This is a genomic window from Saccharopolyspora indica, assembly GCF_027853965.1.
Taxonomy (GTDB): Bacteria; Actinomycetota; Actinomycetes; order Mycobacteriales; family Pseudonocardiaceae; genus Saccharopolyspora; species Saccharopolyspora indica.
In genome coordinates, this window is the sequence record NZ_JAQGLB010000021.1 from 84,214 (window position 1) to 105,290 (window position 21,077).

A 21,077-nucleotide genomic window follows, 5' to 3' on the forward strand; every position below is an offset into this window, starting at 1 on the left:
GGCTCGTTTTGCGTGGCGGTGCGAGTGGCGGCCCCCTGCGGGAGTTACAGCGCCCGCCTGGACTCCGGGATCCCGGTCTTATGTATGTCCGATACACGGCGAGCGGGCTGTCCTCGCCAGGCGAACGCTGAGAACCCGCGGCGGTGCAAGCGCCGAGGGTGGGCTAAACGCCTCCGGCGTTTCAAGACAAAGAACTGCAGGAAGAGGTTCAGGTACCGCTGAGTCCAGAGAGCCTGCCCGCGGCTTCGGTGACGATGCGGTCGATCAGCTCCTCGCAGCTGGGCAGCTCGTCGATCATCCCGACGACCTGTCCGGCGGGCAGCACACCGGCGCCGGGGCGGCCGTCGACCAGCGCCGACTTGATCAGCATCGGGGTGTTGGCGGCCAGCAGCACGCGGCTCAGCGGGAGCTTCTGGTTCCGGCGCATGGCCAGGCCGTCGGTGATGAGCTGCCGCCAGCTCATGCCGGTCAGCGACTTGAACGCCACCGCCTGCCGCAGCGCGTCGGGCAGCCTGCGCAGCAGGCCCCGGGACTCGGCAGCCTCGGTCAGGTCGGTGCGCAGCATCCGGTGCGGCATCCCGTCGACCCGCGAGGTCACCACCGTGTCGGACACCGAAGCGTCCAAGTAGGACTGCTGGACCTCGCGCGGCACGCGGCTGTCGGAGGTGAGCAGGAACCGGGTGCCCATCGCGACGCCCGCCGCGCCGTAGCACAGCGCGGCGGCCAGACCGCGTCCGTCGAAGAACCCGCCCGCGGCGATCACGGGGATGTCCACCGCGTCGACCACCTGCGGCAGCAGCAGCGTGGTGGCCACCGCACCGGTGTGCCCGCCGCCCTCACCGCCCTGCACCAGCACCGCGTCCGCGCCCCAGGCCGCGACCTTCTCGGCGTGCCGCCGCGCGCCGATGGACGGGATCACCACGACGCCGGCGTCCTTGAGCTTGCCGATCAGCCGCTGGCTCGGCGCCAGCGCGAAGGACGCGACGCGGACCTGCTCGCGGATGAGCAGGTCCACGCGCTCCTCGGCGTCGGAGGCATCGGCGCGCAGGTTCACGCCGAAGGGGTTGTCCGTGCGCTCCTTGACCTCGCGCACCGCGTCGGCCAGCTGCGGCAGCGTCATCGTCGCCGAGGCCAGGACGCCCAGGCCGCCCGCCCGCGCGGTGGCCGACACCAGGCTGGGACCGGCGACCCAGCCCATCCCCGTCTGCACCACGGGGTGGCGCACGCCGGTGAGGTCGCACAGCGGGGTGCGCAGGACCTGCTCGATCACGCCGGGACCTCCTGGTCGCGCAGGTTCCGCGGGTCGATGGTCCCGCGGATCAGCTCCAGCTCCTGGTCGGTCGGCAGCCGGGTCTCGGCGACGTCGTCCACCGCGAGCTCGAAGCCGGTCCGCGACTGCACGTCGGCGACGTCGACGCCCGGGTGCACCGAGCGCAGCCGCATGCTGCTGTCCGGGCCGGTGAAGTCCAGCACAGCCAGATCGGTCACCACCACCCGCACGTCGTGGAACCGCGCGCCGACCTGCCGCGCCCGGTCGTGCCCGATCCCGGACACCAGGTCGACCGACTCCACGAACACCCGCTCGCTGTGCTTGGCGACCCAGTAGTTCGTGGTGTGGTTGACCGAGTTGCCCGGAGCGCCGCGCACCCCGATCAGCTGGACCTTCGGCCGGTCCCACGGGCCGATGCGGGAGATGTTCTGGTTGCCGTAGCGGTCCACCTGGGAGGCGCCCATCATGACCCGCCGCCGTCCGCCGGCGAGCATGTCCAGCACCCGGCCGTAGGGCATCCAGCCCTCCACCGGGCTGCTGGACTCCTCGCCCAGCGCGGTCGTCGCGGACAGCAGCATCGCCTCGCCGTCGGTGAGCAGCAGGTCCGGCGCGGTGGTCAGCCGCGCCAGCCGGGCGCCGATCGACGGGATCGTCCCGAACGGCGAGGCCAGCGCGGCCCCGGCGTCCTGCCAGGTGTCGGCGCAGGCGACGGCGCACACTTCAGCTCTGGTGATCATGCGGAGATCCCCTCGGTCTCTGGGCGATTTCGCGCGAAATCGCGTTCCTTGGCTCCCTTTCCGCTGGTGGTGGCCCGTGAGTGTTTTGCGGTGCTATAGCACCTCAAAGCACTCACGGGTTCTGACCGGCGGATTCCTGGGCGTGGAAGGCGGCGACGGCCTTCTGGTAGGTCTGCTCGTCGCCGTCGAGGAACTGGGCGCGGAAGGCTTCCCACGCCTCGGGTTTCGCGCTGGCCGCGTAGTGCCGCTGGAACGCCTCGTCGCGGCCGTAGTCCGGCGCGCAGCTGGTGAAGTGCGCGCCGTTGGGGGTTTCGACCACGCCATCGGTGTGCGTGCGGTTGAGCAGCAAGGACTGCGGCGGCCCGTTCTCCAGCAGGCGCTCGGTCGGCACGATCTCCTCGCAGCTGACGTAGCTGCGCTGCGCCGCCGCGCACATCAGGTCGTCGAAGTACGGGTCCGGGCCGAGGTACTGGGCGCTGCCGTAGCGGTCGGCGCGGTTGAGGTGCACCAGCGCGACGTCGAGCTGGAGCGCGGGCATCGCGACGAGCTCCTCGCCGTCGGCGTACGGCGAGGTCACCGTGCGCAGGTCGGGGTTGAGCGCCATCACGTCCGATCCCAGGCCCGCTCGGGTCGGCAGGAACGGCAGCCGCGCGGCCGCGGCGCGCAGCCCCGCCAGCACCATGCCCTCGTCGTACTCGGCGACCTCCAGCTCGCCGCGCTGCCGGGCGGCGCGGAAGTGCGGGTCGAGCGGGACGGAGTCCAGCGAGACGAACCCGTGCACCAGCTTGCGGAGCTTGCCCGCGGCGCAGAGCAGGCCGACGTCCGGGCCGCCGTAGGAGACCAGCGTCAGATCCCGCAGCGGAGACCGCAGGATCGCGCGGACCAGCGCCATCGGCTTGCGTCGCGAGCCCCAGCCGCCGATGCCGATGGTCATGCCATCGGACAGCCCGGCGACCACCTCGTCGGCGGTGAGCACCTTGTCCTGCACTACGACTCCTTCTTCGGTCCGTTGTGGACGAACTCGTCCCTGGCCCGGTCGCTGACACCGGAGAGGTTGAGCTCGAAGGTGAAGCCCTGCTCGAACCGGTAGCTGCGGTTGACGTCGACCGGATCGATGCCGTTGAGCGATTCCTTGGCCTTGCGGACCACCAGCGGATCCTTGTCCGCGATCTCCTCGGCCAGCGCGACCGCCGCGTCGGTCAGCTCCTCGCGCGGCACCACCTGCCACACCGAGCCGAAGTGCAGCAGCTGCTGCGCGGTCACCGAGCGGCCCGTGTAGAACATGGCGCGCATCATGTGCTGCGGCACCAGCCGGGACAGGTGGGTGGCGGCGCCGAGCGCACCGCGGTCGACCTCGGGCAGGCCGAAGGTGGCGTCCTCGGAGGCGATGATGACGTCGGAGTTGCCGACCAGGCCGATCCCGCCGCCCAGGCAGAACCCGTGCACCGCGCTGATCACCGGTACCGGGCACTCGTAGACGGCCTTGAACGCCGCGTAGCAGCCGTGGTTGACCTCGACGAGCTTGGTGTGGCCGGGATCGGCGGCGATCTCCTTGATGTCCACGCCCGCGTTGAAGCCGCGCCCGGCGGCCTGCAGCACCACGGCCCGGGTTTGCGGATCGGCGCCCGCGGTGTTCAGCGCCTCGGCGAGTTCGTGCCATCCCCGCACCGGGAGCGCGTTCACCGGGGGATGGTCGACGGTCAGGACGACGACCCCGCGGGGTCGGTGTTCGATGTGCGTGCCCATGACACCTGCCAAACCTAGCACTTGTTTGGTTGGGTTGTTACCGTAGCAACATCCGAGGACGCCCCGCCAGCACCGGAATCGCACCGGCGCCGGGACGCCTCGGTCCGGGTGTCTGGTGTGGACGGGAGGCAGCAGGTGATCTGCGCGGACAGGGTCGTCATCATCACCGGTGCGGGACGCGGGCTCGGGCGCGCGCACGCGCTGGAGTTCGCCAGGCAGGGCGCGCACGTCGTGGTCAACGACCTCGGCGTGCAGCTCGACGGCAGCGGCGGCGGCGACCAGCCGGCCCAGCAGGTCGCGGCGGAGATCCGCGCGCTGGGCGGGCGGGCGGAGGTGCACGGCGCCGACGTGTCGGACTGGGAGCAGGCGCGGGAACTGGTGGCCTTCGCGGTGGAGCGCTTCGGCCGGCTGGACGTGCTGGTGAACAACGCCGGAGTGGTCCGGGACCGGATGTTCGTCAACCTCTCCGAAGCCGAGTGGGACCAGGTGATCCGCGTCCACCTCAAGGGCCACGCCGCGACGCTGCGCCACGCCGCCCAGCACTGGCGCGACCGCTCGAAGGCCGGGGAGCAGGTGCAGGGCCGGGTCATCAACACGACCTCCGGCGCAGGCCTGCTCGGCAGCATCGGGCAGACCAACTACGCCGCGGCCAAGGCCGGGATCGCCGCGCTCACCATCAACACCGCGGCCGAGCTCGCCCGCTACGGGGTGACGGTGAACGCCATCGCCCCGTCGGCGCGCACCCGGATGACCGAGGACGTCTTCGCCGACATGATGGCCCGCCCGGACGGCGGATTCGACGGCATGGCACCGGAGAACGTGTCCCCGCTGGTGGCCTGGCTGGGCAGCGCGGACTCGGGCGACGTGACGGGCCGGGTGTTCGAGGTGCAGGGCGGCGAGCTGACCGTGGCGACGGGCTGGGGCCGCGGCCCCTCCCGCGACGCGGGACGCCGCTGGCGACCGGAGGAACTCGGATCGGCGGTCCGCGAGCTCCTCGCCGAAGCACCCGCCCCGGAACCGGTCTACGGCAGCTGAACCGTCCGTTGTGGATGCTCGGTGCAGCGCGGATGCTCAGGCCGCGCCGAGGTTTCGGCAGGTGATGGCCCGTGAGTGTTTTGTGGTGCTATAGCCCCACAAAACACTCACGGTCGTTGACCTGCACCGTTTCGGAGCCCGGCGTGGTCGGGTCGGCCGGGGAAGGCCGAAAGCTCCGCGATGCCGCGGTTCGCGGGTTAGGCTCGCGGGAGGCACGGAGAGCAGCGGGAGGCATGCGGTGAGCGACGGTGCGGTGGAGGCCAGGCACGCCTGGATCGAGCCGGGGGTGTTCGAGGTGGCGCCGGGGGTGCACCGGATTCCGCTGCCGCTGCCCAACGACGGCCTCCGCGCCGTCAACGTCTACGCCATCGAGGACGGCGACGGGCTGGTGCTCGTCGATTCCGGCTGGGCGCTGGACGAAGCGCGCGACCAGCTCGAATCCGCGCTGGGCTCGATCGGGTACGGCTTCGCCGACATCCGGCGCTTCCTGGTCACCCACGTCCACCGCGACCACTACACGCTCGCGGTGACGCTGCGCCGCACCTTCGGCTCGCAGATCAGCCTCGGTGCCGGCGAACAGCCCTCGCTGGAGGCGATCCTGGACGGCGACCAGGAGATGGAGGCCGAACGGCTGCGGCGCTGGGGCGCGGGCGATCTGCTGGCCAAGCTCGCCGAGGCCTACGGCGGGAAGGCGCCGAAGAGCCGCAGCCCGTACGAACTCCCCGACGAGTGGCTGGACGGCAAGGTCGAGGTCCCGCTGAAGACCCGCACGCTGCTGGCGGTGCCGACGCCCGGGCACACCGCGGGGCACGTGGTGTTCCTGGACTCGGCGTCGTCGCTGCTGTTCTCCGGCGACCACGTCCTGCCGCACATCACGCCGTCCATCGGCGTCGAACCGGCGCGGCCCGAACTCCCGCTGCGCGACTACCTGGATTCGCTGCGCCTGATGCAGTCCTACCCGGACATGCGGCTGCTGCCCGCGCACGGCCCGGTCGGCGGCAGCTCGCACGGCCGGATCGCCGAACTCCTCCAGCACCACGAAGAACGCCTGGAGCAGACGGCGGGCGCGATCCGCGACGGCGCGGGCACCGCCTACGAAGCGGCGCTGAAGCTGGGCTGGACCCGCCGCAACCGCGCGCTGCTGGACATGGACCTGTTCAACCAGGTCCTGGCGGTCGGCGAGACCAACGCCCACCTCGACGTCCTCGTCACCCGAGGCGTCCTCACCGCCACCGCGGACGAAACCGGCATCCGCGAGTACACCCTCGCCGGCTGAGCCGCCCCTCGATCGATACCGCGGTGAAGGGCACCCTTTAGCAAGTTACTTGCCTAAAGGTGCCCTTCACCGCGGTGCCGCTCAGGCGAGGAGCAGGCGGACGGTGAGTTCGAGGCGGTTGGAGACGTCGGAGGCCGACGCTCGGCGGGTGACCCAGGCGACCAGGTTGGACAGCCAGACGTCGCCGATCACCCGGGCGATCGCCTTCTCCTCCTCGGTCGGCTCGCCCTCGGTCATGGCGTTGGTGAAGAACCGCTCGACCAGCGCGGCGACCGCGTCCACCTCGGCGGCCGCCGAGGTGTCGGCGAACATGAACGCGCGCGTCATCGCCTCGGTCAGCTGCGGGTTGCGCTGCAGCGAGCGGGTGGTGCGGTTGAGCACGAACATGACCCGCTCGTACGGCGTGGTGCCCGGGATCTTGGTCCGGTCGAGCTTGTCCTGCGCGCGCTCGAACTCCCTGGCCAGGCCGGTGACCAGCAGGTGCACCTTGGACGGGAAGTACCGGTAGAGCGTGCCGAGCGCCACGTCGGCCTTCTCCGCCACCGTCCGCATCTGCACCGCGTCGTAGCCGCCCTTGGTGGCCAGCGCGATGGTGGCGTCGATGATCCGCTTGCGGCGCTCGTGCTGGGCCGTGGAGCCCGACTCGTCGTCCCGCAGTGCCTGCAGGACGTTTCGCGAGGTGCTTTCCATGCGGCGTGGGCCCCCTCGAAGACTGGTTGCCGAAAACCGCGTGTTCGTCGCCACGCGGCTCGTCGCCCCACCACCCTGACGGGTTAAGGTGATCGACGTGGTTCGATCAGAACATGTTCCAGTCTACCCAGTCCGCCCGGCGCGGGCTGTGTGAGGTGAGCCGTGCGGATCGCGTTGCTGTCCTACCGGAGCAAGCCGCACTGCGGCGGGCAGGGCGTTTACGTCCGGCACCTCAGCCGGGGGCTGGTCGAGCTCGGGCACCACGTCGAGGTGTTCTCCGGGCAGCCCTACCCCGAGCTGGATCCCGGCGTGGACCTGACCGCGGTGGACAGCCTCGACCTCTACAACGACGCTGATCCCTTCCGCACCCCGAACTGGCGCGAGCTGCGCGACCTCGTCGACCTGCTGGAGGTCGGCACCATGTGGACCGCGGGCTTCCCCGAACCGCTGACCTTCAGCCTGCGCGCGGCCCGGCTGCTGCGCGCCCGCTCCCACGAGTTCGACGTGGTGCACGACAACCAGTGCCTCGGCTACGGGCTGCTGGACCTGAAGGACGCCGGGATTCCGCTGGTGGCCACGGTGCACCACCCGATCACCCACGACCGCCGCGTGGACCTGGCCGGGACCACCGGCTGGCGCCGCATCGGGCTGCGCCGCTGGTACGCCTTCACCCGGATGCAGGGCCGGGTGGCGCGCCGGATCCCGCACCTGCTGACCGTTTCGGAGTCCTCGGCCACCGACATCCAGCGCGACTTCCGCGTCGCCCCGCACCAGCTGCGGGTGGTGCCGCTGGGCGTGGACTCGGAGGTCTTCCGGCCGCCGTCGGCACCGCGCGTCGCGGGCCGCATCGTGGCGATGGCCAGCGCGGACACCCCGATGAAGGGCATCGGCACGCTGCTGGAAGCGGTCGCCAAGCTGCGCACCGAGCGCTCGGTGGAGCTGGTCCTGGTCGCCAAGCCCGTTCCCGGCGGGCCGACCGAGCAGCTGATCGAGGAGCTGGCCATCGGCGACGTCGTCCGCACCGTGAGCGGGATCAGCGACGCCGAGCTCGCCGAGCTGCTGGGATCGGCCGAAGTCGCTTGCGTGCCTTCGCTGTACGAGGGCTTCTCGCTGCCCACGGTGGAGATGATGGCCTGCGCGACGCCGCTGGTGGCCAGCCGCGCCGGGGCCATCCCCGAGGTCGCCGGGCCCGACGGCGAGTGCGCCGACTTGGTGCCGCCGGGCGATGCCGAAGCGCTGGCCACGGCGCTGGCCGGGCTGCTCGACTCGCCGGAGCGGCGGCAGCGGCTCGGCGCGGCCGGCCGGGCGCGGGTGCTGGCGAAGTACGACTGGAAGTCGGTGGCAGCGGCGACGGTCGACTGCTACGCGGAAGCGATCGCGCGCACGCCGCGCGCACGGAAGGGAGCAACGCTTTGCTGACGGTGGACTTCGACAGGCTCGGCGTGCAGGCGGGCCAGCGGGTGCTGGACCTGGGTTGCGGCGCGGGGCGGCACGCCTTCGAGCTCTACCGCCGCGGGGCGGACGTGATCGCCTTCGACCAGGACGTCGAGGAGCTGGAGAACGTGGCGGCGATGTTCGGCGCCATGAAGGCCGAGAACCAGGTGCCCGACGGCGCCAACGCGCAGACCGTCTCCGGTGACGCGCTCGACCTGCCGTTCCCGGACGAGCACTTCGACGTCGTGATCGCCTCGGAGATCATGGAGCACATCCCCGAGGACGAGAAGGCCATGCGCGAGCTGGTGCGCGTGGTCAAGCCGGGCGGCCGCGTGGTGGTCACCGTGCCGCGGGCGTGGCCGGAGAAGATCTGCTGGGCGCTGTCCGACGAGTACCACCAGGTCGAGGGCGGGCACGTGCGCATCTACAGCGCCGACGAGCTGATCGGCAAGCTCCGCGCCGCGGGCCTGCGCCCGGCCTTCCACCACTACGCGCACGCGCTGCACTCGCCGTACTGGTGGCTCAAGTGCGCGGTGGGCACCGACAACGACGACCACCCGCTGCCCAAGCTCTACCACCGGATGCTGGTGTGGGACCTGATGAAGGGCCCGTGGCTGACCCGCACGGCGGAGCGGCTGCTGGACCCGGTCATGGGCAAGAGCATCGCGGTCTACCTGGGCAAGCCGGGAGCGGCCAGTGCTGCGGCCTGAGGTCCCCGGCGTGCTCGCCGCGGACCAGGCCGTCCAGACCGGACGGGCGATCGCGGCGACGCAGCTGGCCTCGGGTGCGATCCCGTGGTTCACCGGTGGGCACGTGGACCCGTGGGACCACGTCGAATCGGCGATGGCGCTGTCGGCGACCGGCCTGCTGGCCGAGGCCGAGCGCGCCTACGAGTGGTTGCGCGCCACGCAGCGCGCGGACGGTTCGTGGCCGCTGCAGGTGCGCGACGGCCGCGTCGAGGACGCCGGGGCGGACACCAACTTCTGCGCCTACCCGGCCGTCGGCGTGTGGCACCACCTGCTGATCAGCGGTGATGACGGGTTCGCCGAGCGGATGTGGCCGGTGGTGCGCGCCGCGATCGACTTCGTGCTGACCGCGCAGCGCGAGCGCGGTGAGGTCGACTGGGCGATCGGCGAGTCCGGGACGCCGACCGGTGAGGCGCTGCTGTCCGGCTGCTCCAGCATCCACCACAGCCTGCGCTGCGCGCTGGCGCTGGCCGAGCACCTGGACCAGCCGCAGCCGGGCTGGGAGGTGGCGCTGGGCCGGCTCGGCCACGTCCTGCGGCACCACCCGGAGGCCTTCACGCCGAAGACCCGCTACTCGATGGACTGGTACTACCCGGTGCTCGGCGGAGCGCTGCGCGGCGAGGCCGGGCGCGAGCGGCTGTTCGAGCGCTGGTCGGACTTCGTGGTCGACGGCCTCGGCGTGCGCTGCGTCGACGACCACCCGTGGGTCACCGGGGCGGAGACCTGCGAACTGGTGCTGAGCCTGGAAGCGGTCGACGAGTACGACCGCGCGCGCGAGCTGCTGGCGGCCATGCAGCACCTGCGCGATCCGGACGGCTCGTACTGGACGGGGCTGGTCTTCACCGACAACAAGCGCTGGCCGGTGGAGCAGTCGACCTGGACTGCGGGCGCGGTGATCCTGGCGGCCGACGCGCTGTCCCGCGCCACGCCGGGCAACGGCATCTTCCGCGGCGAGAAGCTGCCGACCGGCCTGCCGATCGAGAACACCACCTGCTGCGAGCTGGTCTCAGGGGCCTGACCTGCCGCGATGAGCCCGCGGGCCCCGGTGCGTCGTGTCCCGACGCGCCGGGGCCCGCGCAGGTCAGGGGAGGGAGCCGGGTTCTCCGGCGGTGCGCTGGAGGACGCGGAGGGAGCCGACGACGCGGATCTCCTCGAAGGCGCCGGTTTCCAGGGCCCGGCAGTAGATCCGGTACGGGGCCTGGCCGCCGTCCTCCGGGTTCGGGAAGACGTCGTGGATCACCAGGACGCCGCCCGGGGCGACCCAGTGCGCCCAGCCCTCGTAGTCGGTGGCGGCCGCCGCGTCGGTGTGCCCGCCGTCGATGAACAGCAGCGACAGCGGGGTGCGCCAGAACCCGGCGACGTCGCCGGAGCGGCCGACGATCGCGGTGACCTCGTCCTCCAGCCCGGCCCTGGCGATGGTGCGGCGGAACTCGCCCAGCGTGTCCAGCTTGCCCACCAGCGGATCGACCAGCTCCGGGTCGTGGTACTCCCAGCCGGGCTGGTGCTCCTCGGAACCGCGGTGGTGGTCGACGGTGACGATGCTGCCGCCGGTGCTGCGCGCCGCGGCGCCGAGGTAGACGGCGGACTTGCCGCAGTAGGTGCCGATCTCCACCGCCAGGCCGGTGCCCAGGTGCTCCAGCGCCGTCTCGTAGAGCGCCTGGCCCTCGTCGGCGGGCATGAACCCGGTGGCCTGCTCGGCGAGCTCGCGCAGCTCGGCCGGGATCGGTGGGTGGTGCGGGCGTTCGGTGGCCGATCCCTGCGTCACTGGTGCTCCTTCGCGATGGCGTGTCCGTGCGTTCCGAGACTACCTGCTGAACAGGCCAGTTCCGGTAGAAGCTGTTCTACAAATCCACCACGGCTCCGTCATCCGGGGCCGCGTCAATTTCGTACGAAATTGACCGTCACCTGGGGGAACGCCGATTTCGGGCGAGGTTGGCGCCTTGCCGGGCGGTGGTGGTGGGGGTTGCGCGCGGGGGCGGCGGGAGGTAACACTAGAACAAGTTTCAGTTCTGGTGCTACGTGGGGCGGGCTGCATGGACTTCGCGTTCGAGGAAACTCAGCAGGACGTCCGGGATCTGGCCGCCGAGGTGCTGCGCCGCGAGTCCGGCAGCGGTGCTGGAACGGGTTTCGACGAGGCGGCCTGGAAGGCGCTGGACGACGCCGGGCTGCTGACGTTGGCGGTTCCGGAGCAATTCGGCGGGGCCGGGCTCGGCGTGCTGGAGACGGCGATCGTGCTCACCGAGGTCGGTCGCGTCGCCGCCGACGTGCCCGCGTTGAGCGCGCTGGCCTTCGGCGTCCTGCCGGTCGTCAGGCACGGCACACCGCAGCAGCAGGAGGCCCTGCTCGGCGGGCGGCAGTTGACCGCGGCCATCAACGAGCCGTCGTCGCCGCTGCCCGAACAGCCTCGGACGACGGTGGACGGCGGGAAGGTCTCCGGCGCGAAAACCGCCGTGCTGCACGCCGACCGGGCCCAACGGCTGCTGGTCTCGGCGACCGCTCCGGACGGGCCTGCCGTGGTGCTGGTCGATCCGCAAGCGCCGGGCGTCGAGCTGCACCGCAACCGCGCTTCGACCGGGTACGAGTGGACGGTCCGCTTCGACGAGGCCCCCGCGGAACACCTCGGCGGTGCGGCCGCTCTGGCCGACCTGCACGCCTGCGCGCTGGCCGGGATCTGCGCGGTCGGCGACGGCGCGGTCGCCGGTGCCCTGGCCCTCACCGCAGAGCACCTGCGGACCCGGCACCAGTTCGGCAAGCCGCTGGCCGCGTTCCAGGCGGTGGCCCAGCAGATCGCCGACGCCTACATCGCCGCCCGCACCCTGCACCTGGCCACGCTCTCCGCGTGCTGGCGGCTGAGCTCCGGGCTCGACGCCGCCGAAGACCTCGACATCGCCGCCTGGTGGCTGGCCGAAGAGGCCCCGGCGCTGCTGCGCACCTGCCACCACCTGCACGGCGGCCTAGGACTCGACATCACCTACCCGCTGCACCGCTACTCGTCGCTGATCACCGACCTGGCCCGGCTCGCAGGCGGTGCGCACCACCGCCTGCACGAGCTTGCGGCGCGGGCCTGAAGGCCTGGATATGAACTCATCTTGCGTGGCGGTGCGGGTGGCGGAACCTCAGCGGTGGTGCGAGCGCCGAGGGCGGGCTATGCGCCTGGCGGCGCATCAGAGCAAAAGAACGAGAGCCACTGCGGAAGACGGGCTCTGAAACGAGGTGCCGATGTTCATCGAACTCACCGCGGAGCAGCGCGCGCTGGAAGCCGAGCTGCGCGAGTACTTCAGCGGGCTCGTCACGCCGGAGGAGCGCGCGCAGCTGGCCGTCGACCGGCACTGCCAGGCGCACCGCGACGTGGTGCGCCGGATGGGCCGGGACGGCTGGATGGGCGTGGGCTGGCCCGAGGAGTACGGCGGGCGCGGGTTCGGCGACGTCGAGCAGCTCATCTTCGCCAACGAGGCCGCCCGCGCGGACGTGCAGCTGCCGTCGGTGACGCTGCAGACGGTGGGACCGACGCTGCAGGCCTACGGCACTCCGGAGCAGAAGGCGTTCTTCCTGCCGAAGATCCTGGCCGGGGAGATCCACTTCGCGATCGGCTACAGCGAACCGGACGCCGGCACCGACCTGGCCTCGCTGCGCACCACCGCGGTGCGCGACGGCGGGGAGTTCCTGGTCAACGGCCAGAAGATCTTCACCACCGGCGCGCACGACGCGGACTACATCTGGCTGGCCTGCCGGACGAACCCGGATGCGCCCAAGCACAAGGGCATCTCGATCCTGATCGTCGACACCACCGATCCCGGCTACTCGTGGACGCCGATCATCACCTGCGACGGCGCGCACCACGTCAACGCCAGCTACTACCAGGACGTGCGCGTGCCGGAGTCGATGCTGGTGGGCGAGCTGGACCGCGGCTGGCGGCTGATCACCACGCAGCTCAACCACGAGCGCGTCATGCTCGGCCCTGCCGGGCGCCTGGCGGGCCTGCGCGAGCGGGTGCGCGCCTGGGCCGCGTCCCGGAACGCCCCGGACGGCACCCCGCTGCTCGACCAGCCCGACGTGCGCCGGGCGCTGGCCAGGGCGCGCGCCGACGAGCGGGTCAACGAGCTGCTGAACTGGCAGGTCGCCGCGGCCGCCGCGCGCGGTCCGGTCGCCATCGCCGACGCCTCGGCGACCAAGGTGTTCTCCTCCGAGCGCATCCAGGAGCTGGGGCGGCTGCTGGCCGAGGTGGTCGGTCGGCACGGCGATCCGTCCGATCCGGACACCGCGGAACTGCTGTCCTGGCTGGACGTGCACAACAAGCGGAACCTGGTGCTGACCTTCGGTGGCGGGGTCAACGAGGTGCAGCGGGAACTGATCGCCACCGCCGGACTCGACCTGCCCAGAGTGCCCCGCTGAGCCGGAGGGAACATGACCAGCTCGATCACCGACGCCGCGCACCGCATCCAGGAGCGCGGCCCCAGCGAGCCGCGGGCCGCCCGCGATCCGGTGAACCTGCCGATGATCAACAACTGGGTGGAGGCCATCGGCGACCGCAACCCGGTCTACACCGACGAATCCGCCGCTGCCGCTTCCGTCCACGGTGGACTGGTGGCGCCGCCGGCGATGGCGCAGGTCTGGACGATGGGCGGGCTGCACCCGCAGCGCGATCCGGCGGATCCGCTCTACGCCATGATGGCCGAGCTCGACGACGCCGGGTTCACCTCGGTGGTGGCGACCAACTGCGAGCAGACCTACCACCGGTACCTGCGGCACGGCGAGCAGGTCACCGTCTCGACCAGGCTGGACAGCGTGGTCGGGCCGAAGACCACGGCGCTCGGCGAGGGCTGGTTCGTCACCACCCGCAACACCTGGTTCGTCGACGGCGAACCGGTCGCCGAGATGCTCTTCCGGGTGCTGAAGTTCCGCCCGCCGGAGCAGAAGCCCGAGACGCCGAAGCGCGAAACCGGCACCGCGGTCATCCGCCCGGCCATCGGCGCCGACACCGCGTACTTCTGGGAGGGCACGGCGGCCGGTGAGCTGCGCATCCAGCGCTGCGGCCAGTGCGGGTTGCTGCGGCACCCGCCGGGGCCGATGTGCCCGGAGTGCGGTGCCACCAAGCGGATCCACCTCGTCTCCGAGGGCCGCGGCGAGATCTACAGCTACGTCGTGCACCACCACCCACCGGTGCCCGGCAAGGAGCTGCCGCTGGTGGTCGCCCTGGTCGAGCTGGACGAGGGAGTGCGGGTGCTCGGCGAACTGCACGGCGTGCAGCCGGACGAAGTCGCGGTCGGCCAACGGGTCGCGGTCGACTTCCAGCGCGTGGACGAAGAACTCACGCTGCCGATCTGGCGGCCCGAGCCGACGGAGGCTCCATGACGCTCGCGCGTACGAGATCGCTCGCCGAGGTCTCCATCGGCGATGCCTTGCCGGAGGAGCGGATCGAGGTCACGCCGACGTTCGTGGTCAGCACGGCCATCGCCACGCGTGACTTCCAGGACGTCCACCACGACCGCGACCTGGCCGTGGCCAAGGGCTCGAAGGACATCTTCATCAACATCCTCACCACGACCGGCCTGGTGCAGCGCTACGTGACCGACTGGGCGGGCCCGGAGGCGCTGGTGCGCGGCGTGGCGATCAAGCTCGGCGTGCCCTGCTACGCCTACGAGGAGCTGACGCTGCACGGCCAGGTGCTGGAACGCGACGGTGCGGTGCTGATCGTGGAGGTTCTGGGCCGCAACAGCCTGGGCACCCACGTCAGCGGCACCGTCCGGGTCGAACTGCCGGAGGTGGCGGGATGATGAGCAGCCCTGTGTCAACCCCAGTCCTGCAAAACCGCACCTCAGGGGAACGTGACGCAAACCGGCCACGAGAAACCCCGAAAACGCAAGAAGAACCCCATGCGCAACCACCACTGTGAATCGCGGAGAGGCGGATGAGGGAATCGCGGAGAGGCGGAACAAGCATGAGCGGGTTCTCCGGCAGCGCGGCGGTCGTGGGCATCGGCGCCACCGAGTTCTCCAAGGACTCCGGTCGCAGCGAGCTGCAGCTGGCCGCCGAGGCGGTGCGCGCCGCGCTCGCCGACGCGGGACTGGAACCGTCCGATGTGGATGGTCTGGTCACCTTCACCATGGACACCAACACCGAGGTCGCGGTGGCGCGCGAGCTGGGCATCCCGGAGCTGAGCTTCTTCAGCCGGATCCACTACGGCGGCGGCGCGGCGTGCGCGACGGTGCAGCAGGCCGCGATGGCGGTCGCCACCGGCATGGCCGAGGTCGTGGTCTGCTACCGGGCGTTCAACGAGCGCTCCGGCAACCGCTTCGGGCAGGTGCAGTCCGCGCTCGCGGGCGCACCGACCTCGACGGGCCTGGACAACAGCTGGACCTACCCGATGGGTGTGGCCACGCCCGGCGCGCAGGTCGCCATGTTCGCCCGCCGCTACATGCACGCCTACGGCGCGACCAGCGAGGACTTCGGCCGGGTGGCGGTGGCCGACCGCAAGCACGCGGCGACCAACCCGAACGCCTGGTTCTACCAGCGGCCGATCACCCTGGCCGACCACCAGGCCTCGCGCTGGATCACCGAACCGCTGCGGCTGCTGGACTGCTGCCAGGAGAGCGACGGCGGCGTGGCGATCGTGGTGACCAGCCCGCAGCGGGCGCGCGACCTGCCGAACCCGCCCGCCCTGGTGGCCGCCGCGGCGCAGGGCAGCGGCAGCGACCAGTTCACCATGACCAGCTACTACCGCGACGACCTCACCGCGCTGCCGGAACTCGGCGTGGTGGCCAGGCAGCTGTGGCAGCAGGCCGGGATCGGGCCGCAGGAGGTGCAGGTCGGCATCCTCTACGACCACTTCACCCCGTTCGTGCTGGTGCAGCTGGAGGAACTGGGGTTCTGCGGACGCGGCGAGGCCAAGGACTTCATCGCCGACGGCGCGATCGAGCTCGGCGGCCGGCTGCCGCTGAACACCCACGGCGGTCAGCTGGGCGAGGCCTACATCCACGGCATGAACGGCATCGCCGAAGCGGTCCGCCAGATCCGCGGCACGGCGGTCAACCAGGTCGCCGACGTCGGCCACGTCCTGGTCACCGCGGGCACCGGCGTGCCCACCAGCGGCCTGGTCCTGGCCGCGGCCTGAATGCCTGCTGGTGGCATCCGCCGACATCAGGGGCCGGGCTGGACGAGACCGGATTCGTAGGCGCAGATGACCGCCTGGATCCGGTCCCGCAGGCCGAGCTTGGCCAGCACGTTGCTGACGTGGCTCTTCACCGTGTGCTCGCTGACCACCAGCTCCGCGGCGATCTCCGCGTTCGACATGCCCCTGCCGAGCAGCGCCAGGGTCTCCCGCTCCCGTCCGGTCAGCGCCTCCAGGCCGCGCGGGCTGACCGGCGGGCGGGCGTTGCGCCGGACGACGTCGTCGATGAGCCGCCGCGTCACGGTCGGCGCGAGCAGCGACTCCCCGGCGCACACGACCCGGACGGCGTGGACCAGGTCGTCGCGGCGGGTGTCCTTGAGCAGGAATCCGCTGGCCCCGGCGCGCAGCGCGCCGTAGACGTAGTCGTCGTCGTCGAAGGTGGTCAGCACGAGCGCTCTGGTCGCGGTCGTGGCGCAGATGACCTCGGTCGCCTCGATCCCGTCCACGTTCGGCATCCGGACGTCGACGAGCGCGATGTCCGGTCGGTGCTGCCGCACCGCCTCGATGGCCGCCGCGCCGTCCTCGGCCTCGGCGACCACGGTGATGTCCGGCTGGGCGTCGAGGATCATCGCGATCCCGCTGCGCGCGAGCTCCTGGTCATCGGCGACCACGACCCGGATGCTCATCGGATCTCCACCGGTCGGGTTCGGGGAACAGCGACATGACGCGACGAATCCTATGCGGAGGGCCTGATGGGTACGTCGTGCGCGCCGGGTTCGCCAGAAGCATGCGACCACGTTCCCGGTAACCCGGTGGTGCGCGCATCGCCGACGCGACCGGTGTTCGGCTCCCCCGCGCGGGGGAGCCGGACCCGGCTAGCAGGACTGGCCGCACTTGATGCAGACCAGACCACCGCCCTGCTTCGGGATCGGGGCGTGACCGCCGCCCTGCGGGCATTCGTCCATGCGCAGGACGGTGGTCCACTTGCCGGGCGGTGTGGTCCAGGTTCGGGTTCCTGCGTGGTGGCCCTGGAGTACGCCGCTGACACCCATTGTTTCGCTCCTGATCATCGTGCTCTCAGGACTTCACGTCGGCTGAGATCGCCTCGAAGAAAAGGTGCAAACGGTCGGCCTCTTGGGGGAATTCGGCGCGGACGGTGGAGCCACCGGGTCTCAGGCCAGCGCGTCGAGCCCCCGGTGCAGGGCGGAGCGCAACTGCTCCCGCAGCTCGTCGGAGGCCTCGACGGTGAACTCGGCGCCGAGCGTGGCCAGCGCGGTGATGTGCCGGGTGAACTGCGACAACGAGTCCTCGCCGAGCTCGACGGCGCAGCTGTCGGCGCCGGTCGGGGACACCCGGCCCGGCAGCAGCGGGTGCAGGTGTTCGCGCACCGACTCCGCGGGCGCTCGCACCGCGACCCGCGCGGTGTAGCGGTAGGGCGCGTCGGCGATGGAGCGGCGGAGGTAGTCCGCGGCGCTGGCGGCGGGCAGCTCGCGCGGCTCGAAGCGGCGGCCGGTGGCCAGCAGGCCGCGCAGGCGGTCGGCGCGGAAGGTGCGCCAGTCGTCGCGCTCGGGGTCGAAGGCGACCAGGTACCACCGGCCCACGACGGCCACCAGGCTGTGCGGCTCCACCCGGCGGGACTGCACCGCGCCGTCGCGCTTGACGTAGTCGAAGGACAGGACTTCGCGGTCCCGGCAGGCCGCCGCGGCGGTGGCCAGCGTCGCGGCGTCGACCTGCGGACCGTCGCGCACCACCATCGGCACGGTGGCCCCGGACACGGCGGCCACCCGGCCGCGCAGCCGGGCCGGGAGCACCTGCTCCAGCTTGGCCAGAGCGCGGACCGAGCTCTCCTCGATGCCGGTGACGCTCCCGCTGGCGGCGGTGAGCAGCCCGGCGGCCACCGCCACCGCCTCGTCGTCGTCGAGCAGCAGCGGCGGCAGGTCCTTGCCGGAGGCGAGCCGGTACCCGCCCGCGGTCCCGGTCGTCGAGGACACCGGGTAGCCGAGCTCCCGCAGCCGCTCGACGTCCCGCCGCACGGTCCGCCCGGTGACCTCCAGCCGGTCGGCGAGCTCGGCTCCGGACCACTCCCGCCTGCTCTGCAGCAACGACAACAACCGGAGCAACCGCGCAGACGGCCCCGCAGTCCCGCCTCTCCGCGATTTTTCAGTGGTGGTTGCGTTCCGGGTTGATCTTGCGTTGTGCGGTTTCTTGGGGCTGGGTTGCATCACGGTCCCCTGAGGTGCGGTTGGGCAGGGCTCGGTACTGGGGGTGTTGTGCGGCCATTGTCCCAGCCTTTAGGACAAGCTCTGTCCGGAAGGGTGGTTAGGGTCGTCGGCATGAACGAGTTCTCCGCACTGAGCACCGCCATCCTGCCCACCGACGACCGCTTCGCCGCCGAGATCTCCGGGTTCCAGACCTTCCGGGGTCGTCGGCCGGACGTCGTGGTGGCGGCGACCGGTGCGGAGGACGTGCGGGTTGCCGTTGAGTTCGCCGCGCGTCGTGGCCTGGCCGTTGCCGTGCAGAGCCAGGGGCACGGCGTGGCCGCCGAGGTGGCGGGCGGAGTGCTGATCAGCACCGGCCGGATGGGCGGGGTGCGGATCGACGCCGAACGGCGCACGGCGTGGTTCGAGGCGGGCGTGCAGTGGGGCTCGGTCGTCCAGGCCGCGGCGGAGTTCGGGTTGGCACCGCTGTCCGGGAGCGCGCCGCACGTCGGTGCGGTGTCCTACACGCTCGGCGGCGGGCTGGGCCACCTCGCCCGGCGCTACGGCTACGCCGCCGACCACGTGCGGGCCGTCGAGATCGTCACGGCCGACGGGCAGCTGCGGCGCGTCACCGCCGAGTCCGACCCGGAGCTGCACTGGGCGCTGTGCGGTGCGGGCGGCAACTTCGGGGTGGTGACCGGGATGGAGGTCGACCTGTTCCCGGTGCCGGAGCTCTTCGGCGGGGCGCTGTACTTCGACGCGCACCAGGTCGAGGACGTGCTGACGACCTGGCAGCGGTGGACCCGCGACCTGCCCGGGGAGATGACCTCCTCGGTCGCGCTGGTGCCGTTCCCTGACGTCCCGGCGCTCCCGGAACCGCTGCGCGGACGCCACGTCGCGCACGTGCGCATCGCTCATGCCGGTGACCCGGCGGAGGGGGAGCGGCTGGTCGAGCCGCTGCGCGCGGTCGGACCGCGGCTGATCGACTCGGTGCGCGTGATGCCGTACCGCGAGGTCGGCACGATCTGCAACGACCCGGTGCAGCCGATGCCGTACGTGACGACCAACGCGATGCTGCGGGAAATCGACGACGCGGCGATCAAGATCCTGCTGGACCTGGTCGGCCCCGGCGCACCGCAGCGCTGCGTGGTCGAGATCCGCCACCTCGGCGGCGCCCTGTCGCAGCCGGCCGCGAACTGCGTCGGCAACCGGGACGCGGCCTACGTCCTGGGCCTGAACTCGAAGGTCGACGACAACACGGCCGACGCTGCCAACACCCTGCAGAACCACGTCATGGACGAGATGCGCCACTGGTCGACCGGAGGCCGCTGCCTCAACTTCCTGGCCGGCGGCAGCGCCAACCCCGAAGACGTCCGAGCCGCCTACGACGCACCCGACTACACCCACCTGCAAACCCTCAAGTCGACCTACGACCCGACCAACACCTTCCGCCTCAACCACAACATCCCACCGGCCTGATCTTGACGAGGTGAAGGGCACCTTTCGCCGAGTAAGCGGGTGAAAGGTGCCCTTCACTCATTCCTCGATCGTGATCGCGCGGGCGAAGCATCCGCACCGCCCTGCCGCGACCGCGACGTTCGTGCGAATGGGTTGCAGGTGAAGGGCACCTTTCGCCAAGTATGGTGGTGAAAGGTGCCCTTCACTCCTCACCTGATCGTGATCCCCCGCGGGGGTAGCGCTCTCTCGACGCGTGCGAGCGGGTCACTCGTAGGAGATGTGGATCTCGTCGGTGATGGGGAGGGATTGGCAGGCGAGGATGATTCCCTCGTCGAGGTCTTCCTGCTCCAGGACCGAGTTCTCCAGCATCTTGACCTCGCCGCGGTCGATCCGGCAGGCGCAGGCGCTGCAGGCGCCTTCGCGGCAGGAGAACGGGGCCGCCACCCCGTTGTCCAGGAGGACGTCGAGCAGGCGTTGCTGGCGGGGCCAGCGGAGCTTGTGGTGCTTGCCGTCGAGGTCGAGCTCGACCGTCGCGTCGTCGGCCGCGGTCGGTTCCGCCGGGGCGGCCTGCTCGGTGCGCTTCTTGCGCTCGAACGGGTTGCGCTTGAGGGAGACGAAGCGCTCGATGTGGGTTCTCGCGCGGGGAACTTCCAGGTCGCGCAGTGCTTCCTCGGCGGTGTCCATGAAGCCGCCCGGGCCGCAGACGAAGCACTCGCGGTCGGCGAACGGGCGGGCCAGCTCGCGCAGCGCCGGGGCCGTCGGCAGGCCCTGGACCGACTCCAGCCAGTGCACCACCACCAGGCGGTCCGGGTGCCGGGCCACCAGTTCCCGCAGCTCGGCGTCGAAGATGACCGCGTCCTGGTGCTGGTTGGCGTAGATCAGCGCGATCCGCCCGACGCCCGCCGCCAGCACGGACTTCGCGATGGACAGCACCGGCGTGATGCCGCTGCCCGCGGCCAGCAGCAGCACGTCGGCGTCCAGCGAGCCCGGGACGAACGCGCCCGACGGCGGCAGGACGTCCACTTCGGACCCGGCGACCACGTTGTCGCACAACCAGTTCGACCCGTACCCGGCCCGCTTCACCGTGACCTGCAGCGCGTCGTCCACGTGCGGCGAGCTGGACAGCGAGTAGCTGCGCGCGACGGATCCGGTGCGGTCGCTGGGAATCCGCAGCGTGAGGAACTGGCCGGGCCGGTAGGACCAGCCCGCTGGTGCCTCGAACACCAGCGAGCGGCTCTCGCTCGTCTCCTCGACTACCGCGACGACCCGCAACCGAACGGGCTCAGGCATCACTGGCTCCTCTGGGTGAACACCGCGACTTCCACTGAAATCGAAGATCCGATTTCAATGGAAATCGGGGACCTGATTTCCATTGAAGT

21 protein-coding genes are annotated in these 21,077 nt (G+C 71.3%); 11 read left to right on the plus strand and 10 right to left on the minus strand.

Annotation, left to right across the window (positions count from 1 at the left end):
* Positions 1-208: 208 nt before the first annotated feature.
* From OU416_RS32775 to OU416_RS32790, 4 genes are all read right to left on the minus strand, one after another.
* Positions 209-1,255 (minus strand): NAD(P)H-dependent flavin oxidoreductase, encoded by a 1,047-nt coding sequence (locus OU416_RS32775; protein ID WP_270930990.1) that lies wholly within the window; start codon positions 1,253-1,255, stop codon positions 209-211.
* Between the two features lie 11 nt (positions 1,256-1,266).
* Positions 1,267-2,007 carry a CoA-transferase subunit beta gene (locus OU416_RS32780; RefSeq protein WP_270930937.1) on the minus strand — a complete coding sequence of 247 codons (741 nt, stop codon included), beginning with the start codon at positions 2,005-2,007 and terminating at the stop codon, positions 1,267-1,269.
* A 112-nt stretch (positions 2,008-2,119) separates the two neighbouring features.
* A complete protein-coding gene (locus OU416_RS32785; protein ID WP_270930938.1) occupies positions 2,120-2,995 on the minus strand; it encodes a CoA transferase subunit A in 876 nt (291 codons plus the stop codon).
* Positions 2,995-3,753, minus strand: coding sequence for an enoyl-CoA hydratase family protein (locus OU416_RS32790; RefSeq protein ID WP_270930939.1), 759 nt, complete (start codon positions 3,751-3,753; stop codon positions 2,995-2,997). Before OU416_RS32790 ends, OU416_RS32785 begins: the two co-directional genes overlap by 1 nt.
* Before the next feature lie 117 nt (positions 3,754-3,870).
* On the opposite strand from OU416_RS32790, the gene OU416_RS32795 reads away from it, so the two are divergent.
* Positions 3,871-4,788, plus strand: a complete 918-nt coding sequence (locus OU416_RS32795; protein ID WP_270930940.1) for an SDR family oxidoreductase — start codon at positions 3,871-3,873, stop codon at positions 4,786-4,788.
* Positions 4,789-5,026: 238 nt separating this feature from the next.
* Positions 5,027-6,064: an MBL fold metallo-hydrolase gene (locus OU416_RS32800; protein ID WP_270930941.1), complete on the plus strand. Its 1,038-nt coding sequence runs from the start codon at positions 5,027-5,029 to the stop codon at positions 6,062-6,064.
* An 81-nt stretch (positions 6,065-6,145) separates the two neighbouring features.
* Here OU416_RS32800 and kstR read toward each other — a convergent pair whose 3' ends face one another.
* Positions 6,146-6,754: a cholesterol catabolism transcriptional regulator KstR gene (kstR, locus tag OU416_RS32805; RefSeq protein WP_270930942.1), complete on the minus strand. Its 609-nt coding sequence runs from the start codon at positions 6,752-6,754 to the stop codon at positions 6,146-6,148.
* Positions 6,755-6,916: 162 nt separating this feature from the next.
* Between kstR and OU416_RS32810 the strand changes: the two genes are divergently transcribed.
* The 3 genes from OU416_RS32810 to OU416_RS32820 are packed head-to-tail and all read left to right on the plus strand — an operon-like array spanning position 6,917 to position 9,952.
* Complete coding sequence (locus tag OU416_RS32810) at positions 6,917-8,173, plus strand: glycosyltransferase family 4 protein (protein ID WP_270930943.1); 1,257 nt, start codon at positions 6,917-6,919, stop codon at positions 8,171-8,173.
* Between the two features lie 2 nt (positions 8,174-8,175).
* Positions 8,176-8,898 carry a class I SAM-dependent methyltransferase gene (locus OU416_RS32815; protein ID WP_235863866.1) on the plus strand — a complete coding sequence of 241 codons (723 nt, stop codon included), beginning with the start codon at positions 8,176-8,178 and terminating at the stop codon, positions 8,896-8,898.
* Complete coding sequence (locus OU416_RS32820) at positions 8,885-9,952, plus strand: glucosidase family protein (RefSeq protein WP_270930944.1); 1,068 nt, start codon at positions 8,885-8,887, stop codon at positions 9,950-9,952. The genes OU416_RS32815 and OU416_RS32820 overlap by 14 nt, the downstream gene beginning before the upstream one ends.
* Before the next feature lie 63 nt (positions 9,953-10,015).
* Here OU416_RS32820 and OU416_RS32825 read toward each other — a convergent pair whose 3' ends face one another.
* Complete coding sequence (locus OU416_RS32825; protein WP_270930945.1) at positions 10,016-10,699, minus strand: class I SAM-dependent methyltransferase; 684 nt, start codon at positions 10,697-10,699, stop codon at positions 10,016-10,018.
* 268 nt (positions 10,700-10,967) lie between these two features.
* Between OU416_RS32825 and OU416_RS32830 the strand changes: the two genes are divergently transcribed.
* The 5 genes from OU416_RS32830 (at position 10,968) to OU416_RS32850 (ending at position 16,045) form a co-directional block, all read left to right on the plus strand.
* Positions 10,968-12,002 (plus strand): acyl-CoA dehydrogenase family protein, encoded by a 1,035-nt coding sequence (locus tag OU416_RS32830; protein ID WP_270930946.1) that lies wholly within the window; start codon positions 10,968-10,970, stop codon positions 12,000-12,002.
* Positions 12,003-12,153: 151 nt separating this feature from the next.
* Complete coding sequence (locus OU416_RS32835; protein ID WP_270930947.1) at positions 12,154-13,326, plus strand: acyl-CoA dehydrogenase family protein; 1,173 nt, start codon at positions 12,154-12,156, stop codon at positions 13,324-13,326.
* 12 nt (positions 13,327-13,338) lie between these two features.
* The gene (locus tag OU416_RS32840; protein WP_270930948.1) at positions 13,339-14,286 is read left to right on the plus strand and encodes a bifunctional MaoC family dehydratase N-terminal/OB-fold nucleic acid binding domain-containing protein; all 948 of its coding nucleotides are present in this window, start codon (positions 13,339-13,341) and stop codon (positions 14,284-14,286) included.
* On the plus strand, positions 14,283-14,708 hold the full coding sequence (locus OU416_RS32845) for a MaoC family dehydratase (protein WP_270930949.1): 426 nt from the start codon (positions 14,283-14,285) through the stop codon (positions 14,706-14,708). Before OU416_RS32840 ends, OU416_RS32845 begins: the two co-directional genes overlap by 4 nt.
* 164 nt (positions 14,709-14,872) lie before the next feature.
* Positions 14,873-16,045: a lipid-transfer protein gene (locus OU416_RS32850; protein WP_270930950.1), complete on the plus strand. Its 1,173-nt coding sequence runs from the start codon at positions 14,873-14,875 to the stop codon at positions 16,043-16,045.
* A 26-nt stretch (positions 16,046-16,071) separates the two neighbouring features.
* On the opposite strand, the gene OU416_RS32855 is transcribed toward OU416_RS32850, so the two are convergent.
* The 3 genes from OU416_RS32855 to OU416_RS32865 all read right to left on the minus strand — a co-directional run bounded on the left by OU416_RS32855 (position 16,072) and on the right by OU416_RS32865 (position 18,162).
* Positions 16,072-16,728 (minus strand): response regulator, encoded by a 657-nt coding sequence (locus tag OU416_RS32855; RefSeq protein ID WP_270930951.1) that lies wholly within the window; start codon positions 16,726-16,728, stop codon positions 16,072-16,074.
* Between the two features lie 189 nt (positions 16,729-16,917).
* A complete protein-coding gene (locus OU416_RS32860; RefSeq protein ID WP_270930952.1) occupies positions 16,918-17,094 on the minus strand; it encodes a hypothetical protein in 177 nt (58 codons plus the stop codon).
* Between the two features lie 120 nt (positions 17,095-17,214).
* On the minus strand, positions 17,215-18,162 hold the full coding sequence (locus tag OU416_RS32865; protein ID WP_270930953.1) for a helix-turn-helix transcriptional regulator: 948 nt from the start codon (positions 18,160-18,162) through the stop codon (positions 17,215-17,217).
* Positions 18,163-18,375: 213 nt separating this feature from the next.
* On the opposite strand from OU416_RS32865, the gene OU416_RS32870 reads away from it, so the two are divergent.
* A complete protein-coding gene (locus tag OU416_RS32870) occupies positions 18,376-19,719 on the plus strand; it encodes an FAD-binding oxidoreductase (protein ID WP_270930954.1) in 1,344 nt (447 codons plus the stop codon).
* Positions 19,720-19,962: 243 nt separating this feature from the next.
* Here the strand turns inward: OU416_RS32870 and OU416_RS32875 are convergent, their stop codons facing one another.
* Positions 19,963-20,988, minus strand: coding sequence for a ferredoxin--NADP reductase (locus OU416_RS32875; protein ID WP_270930955.1), 1,026 nt, complete (start codon positions 20,986-20,988; stop codon positions 19,963-19,965).
* Positions 20,989-21,077: the final 89 nt, after the last annotated feature.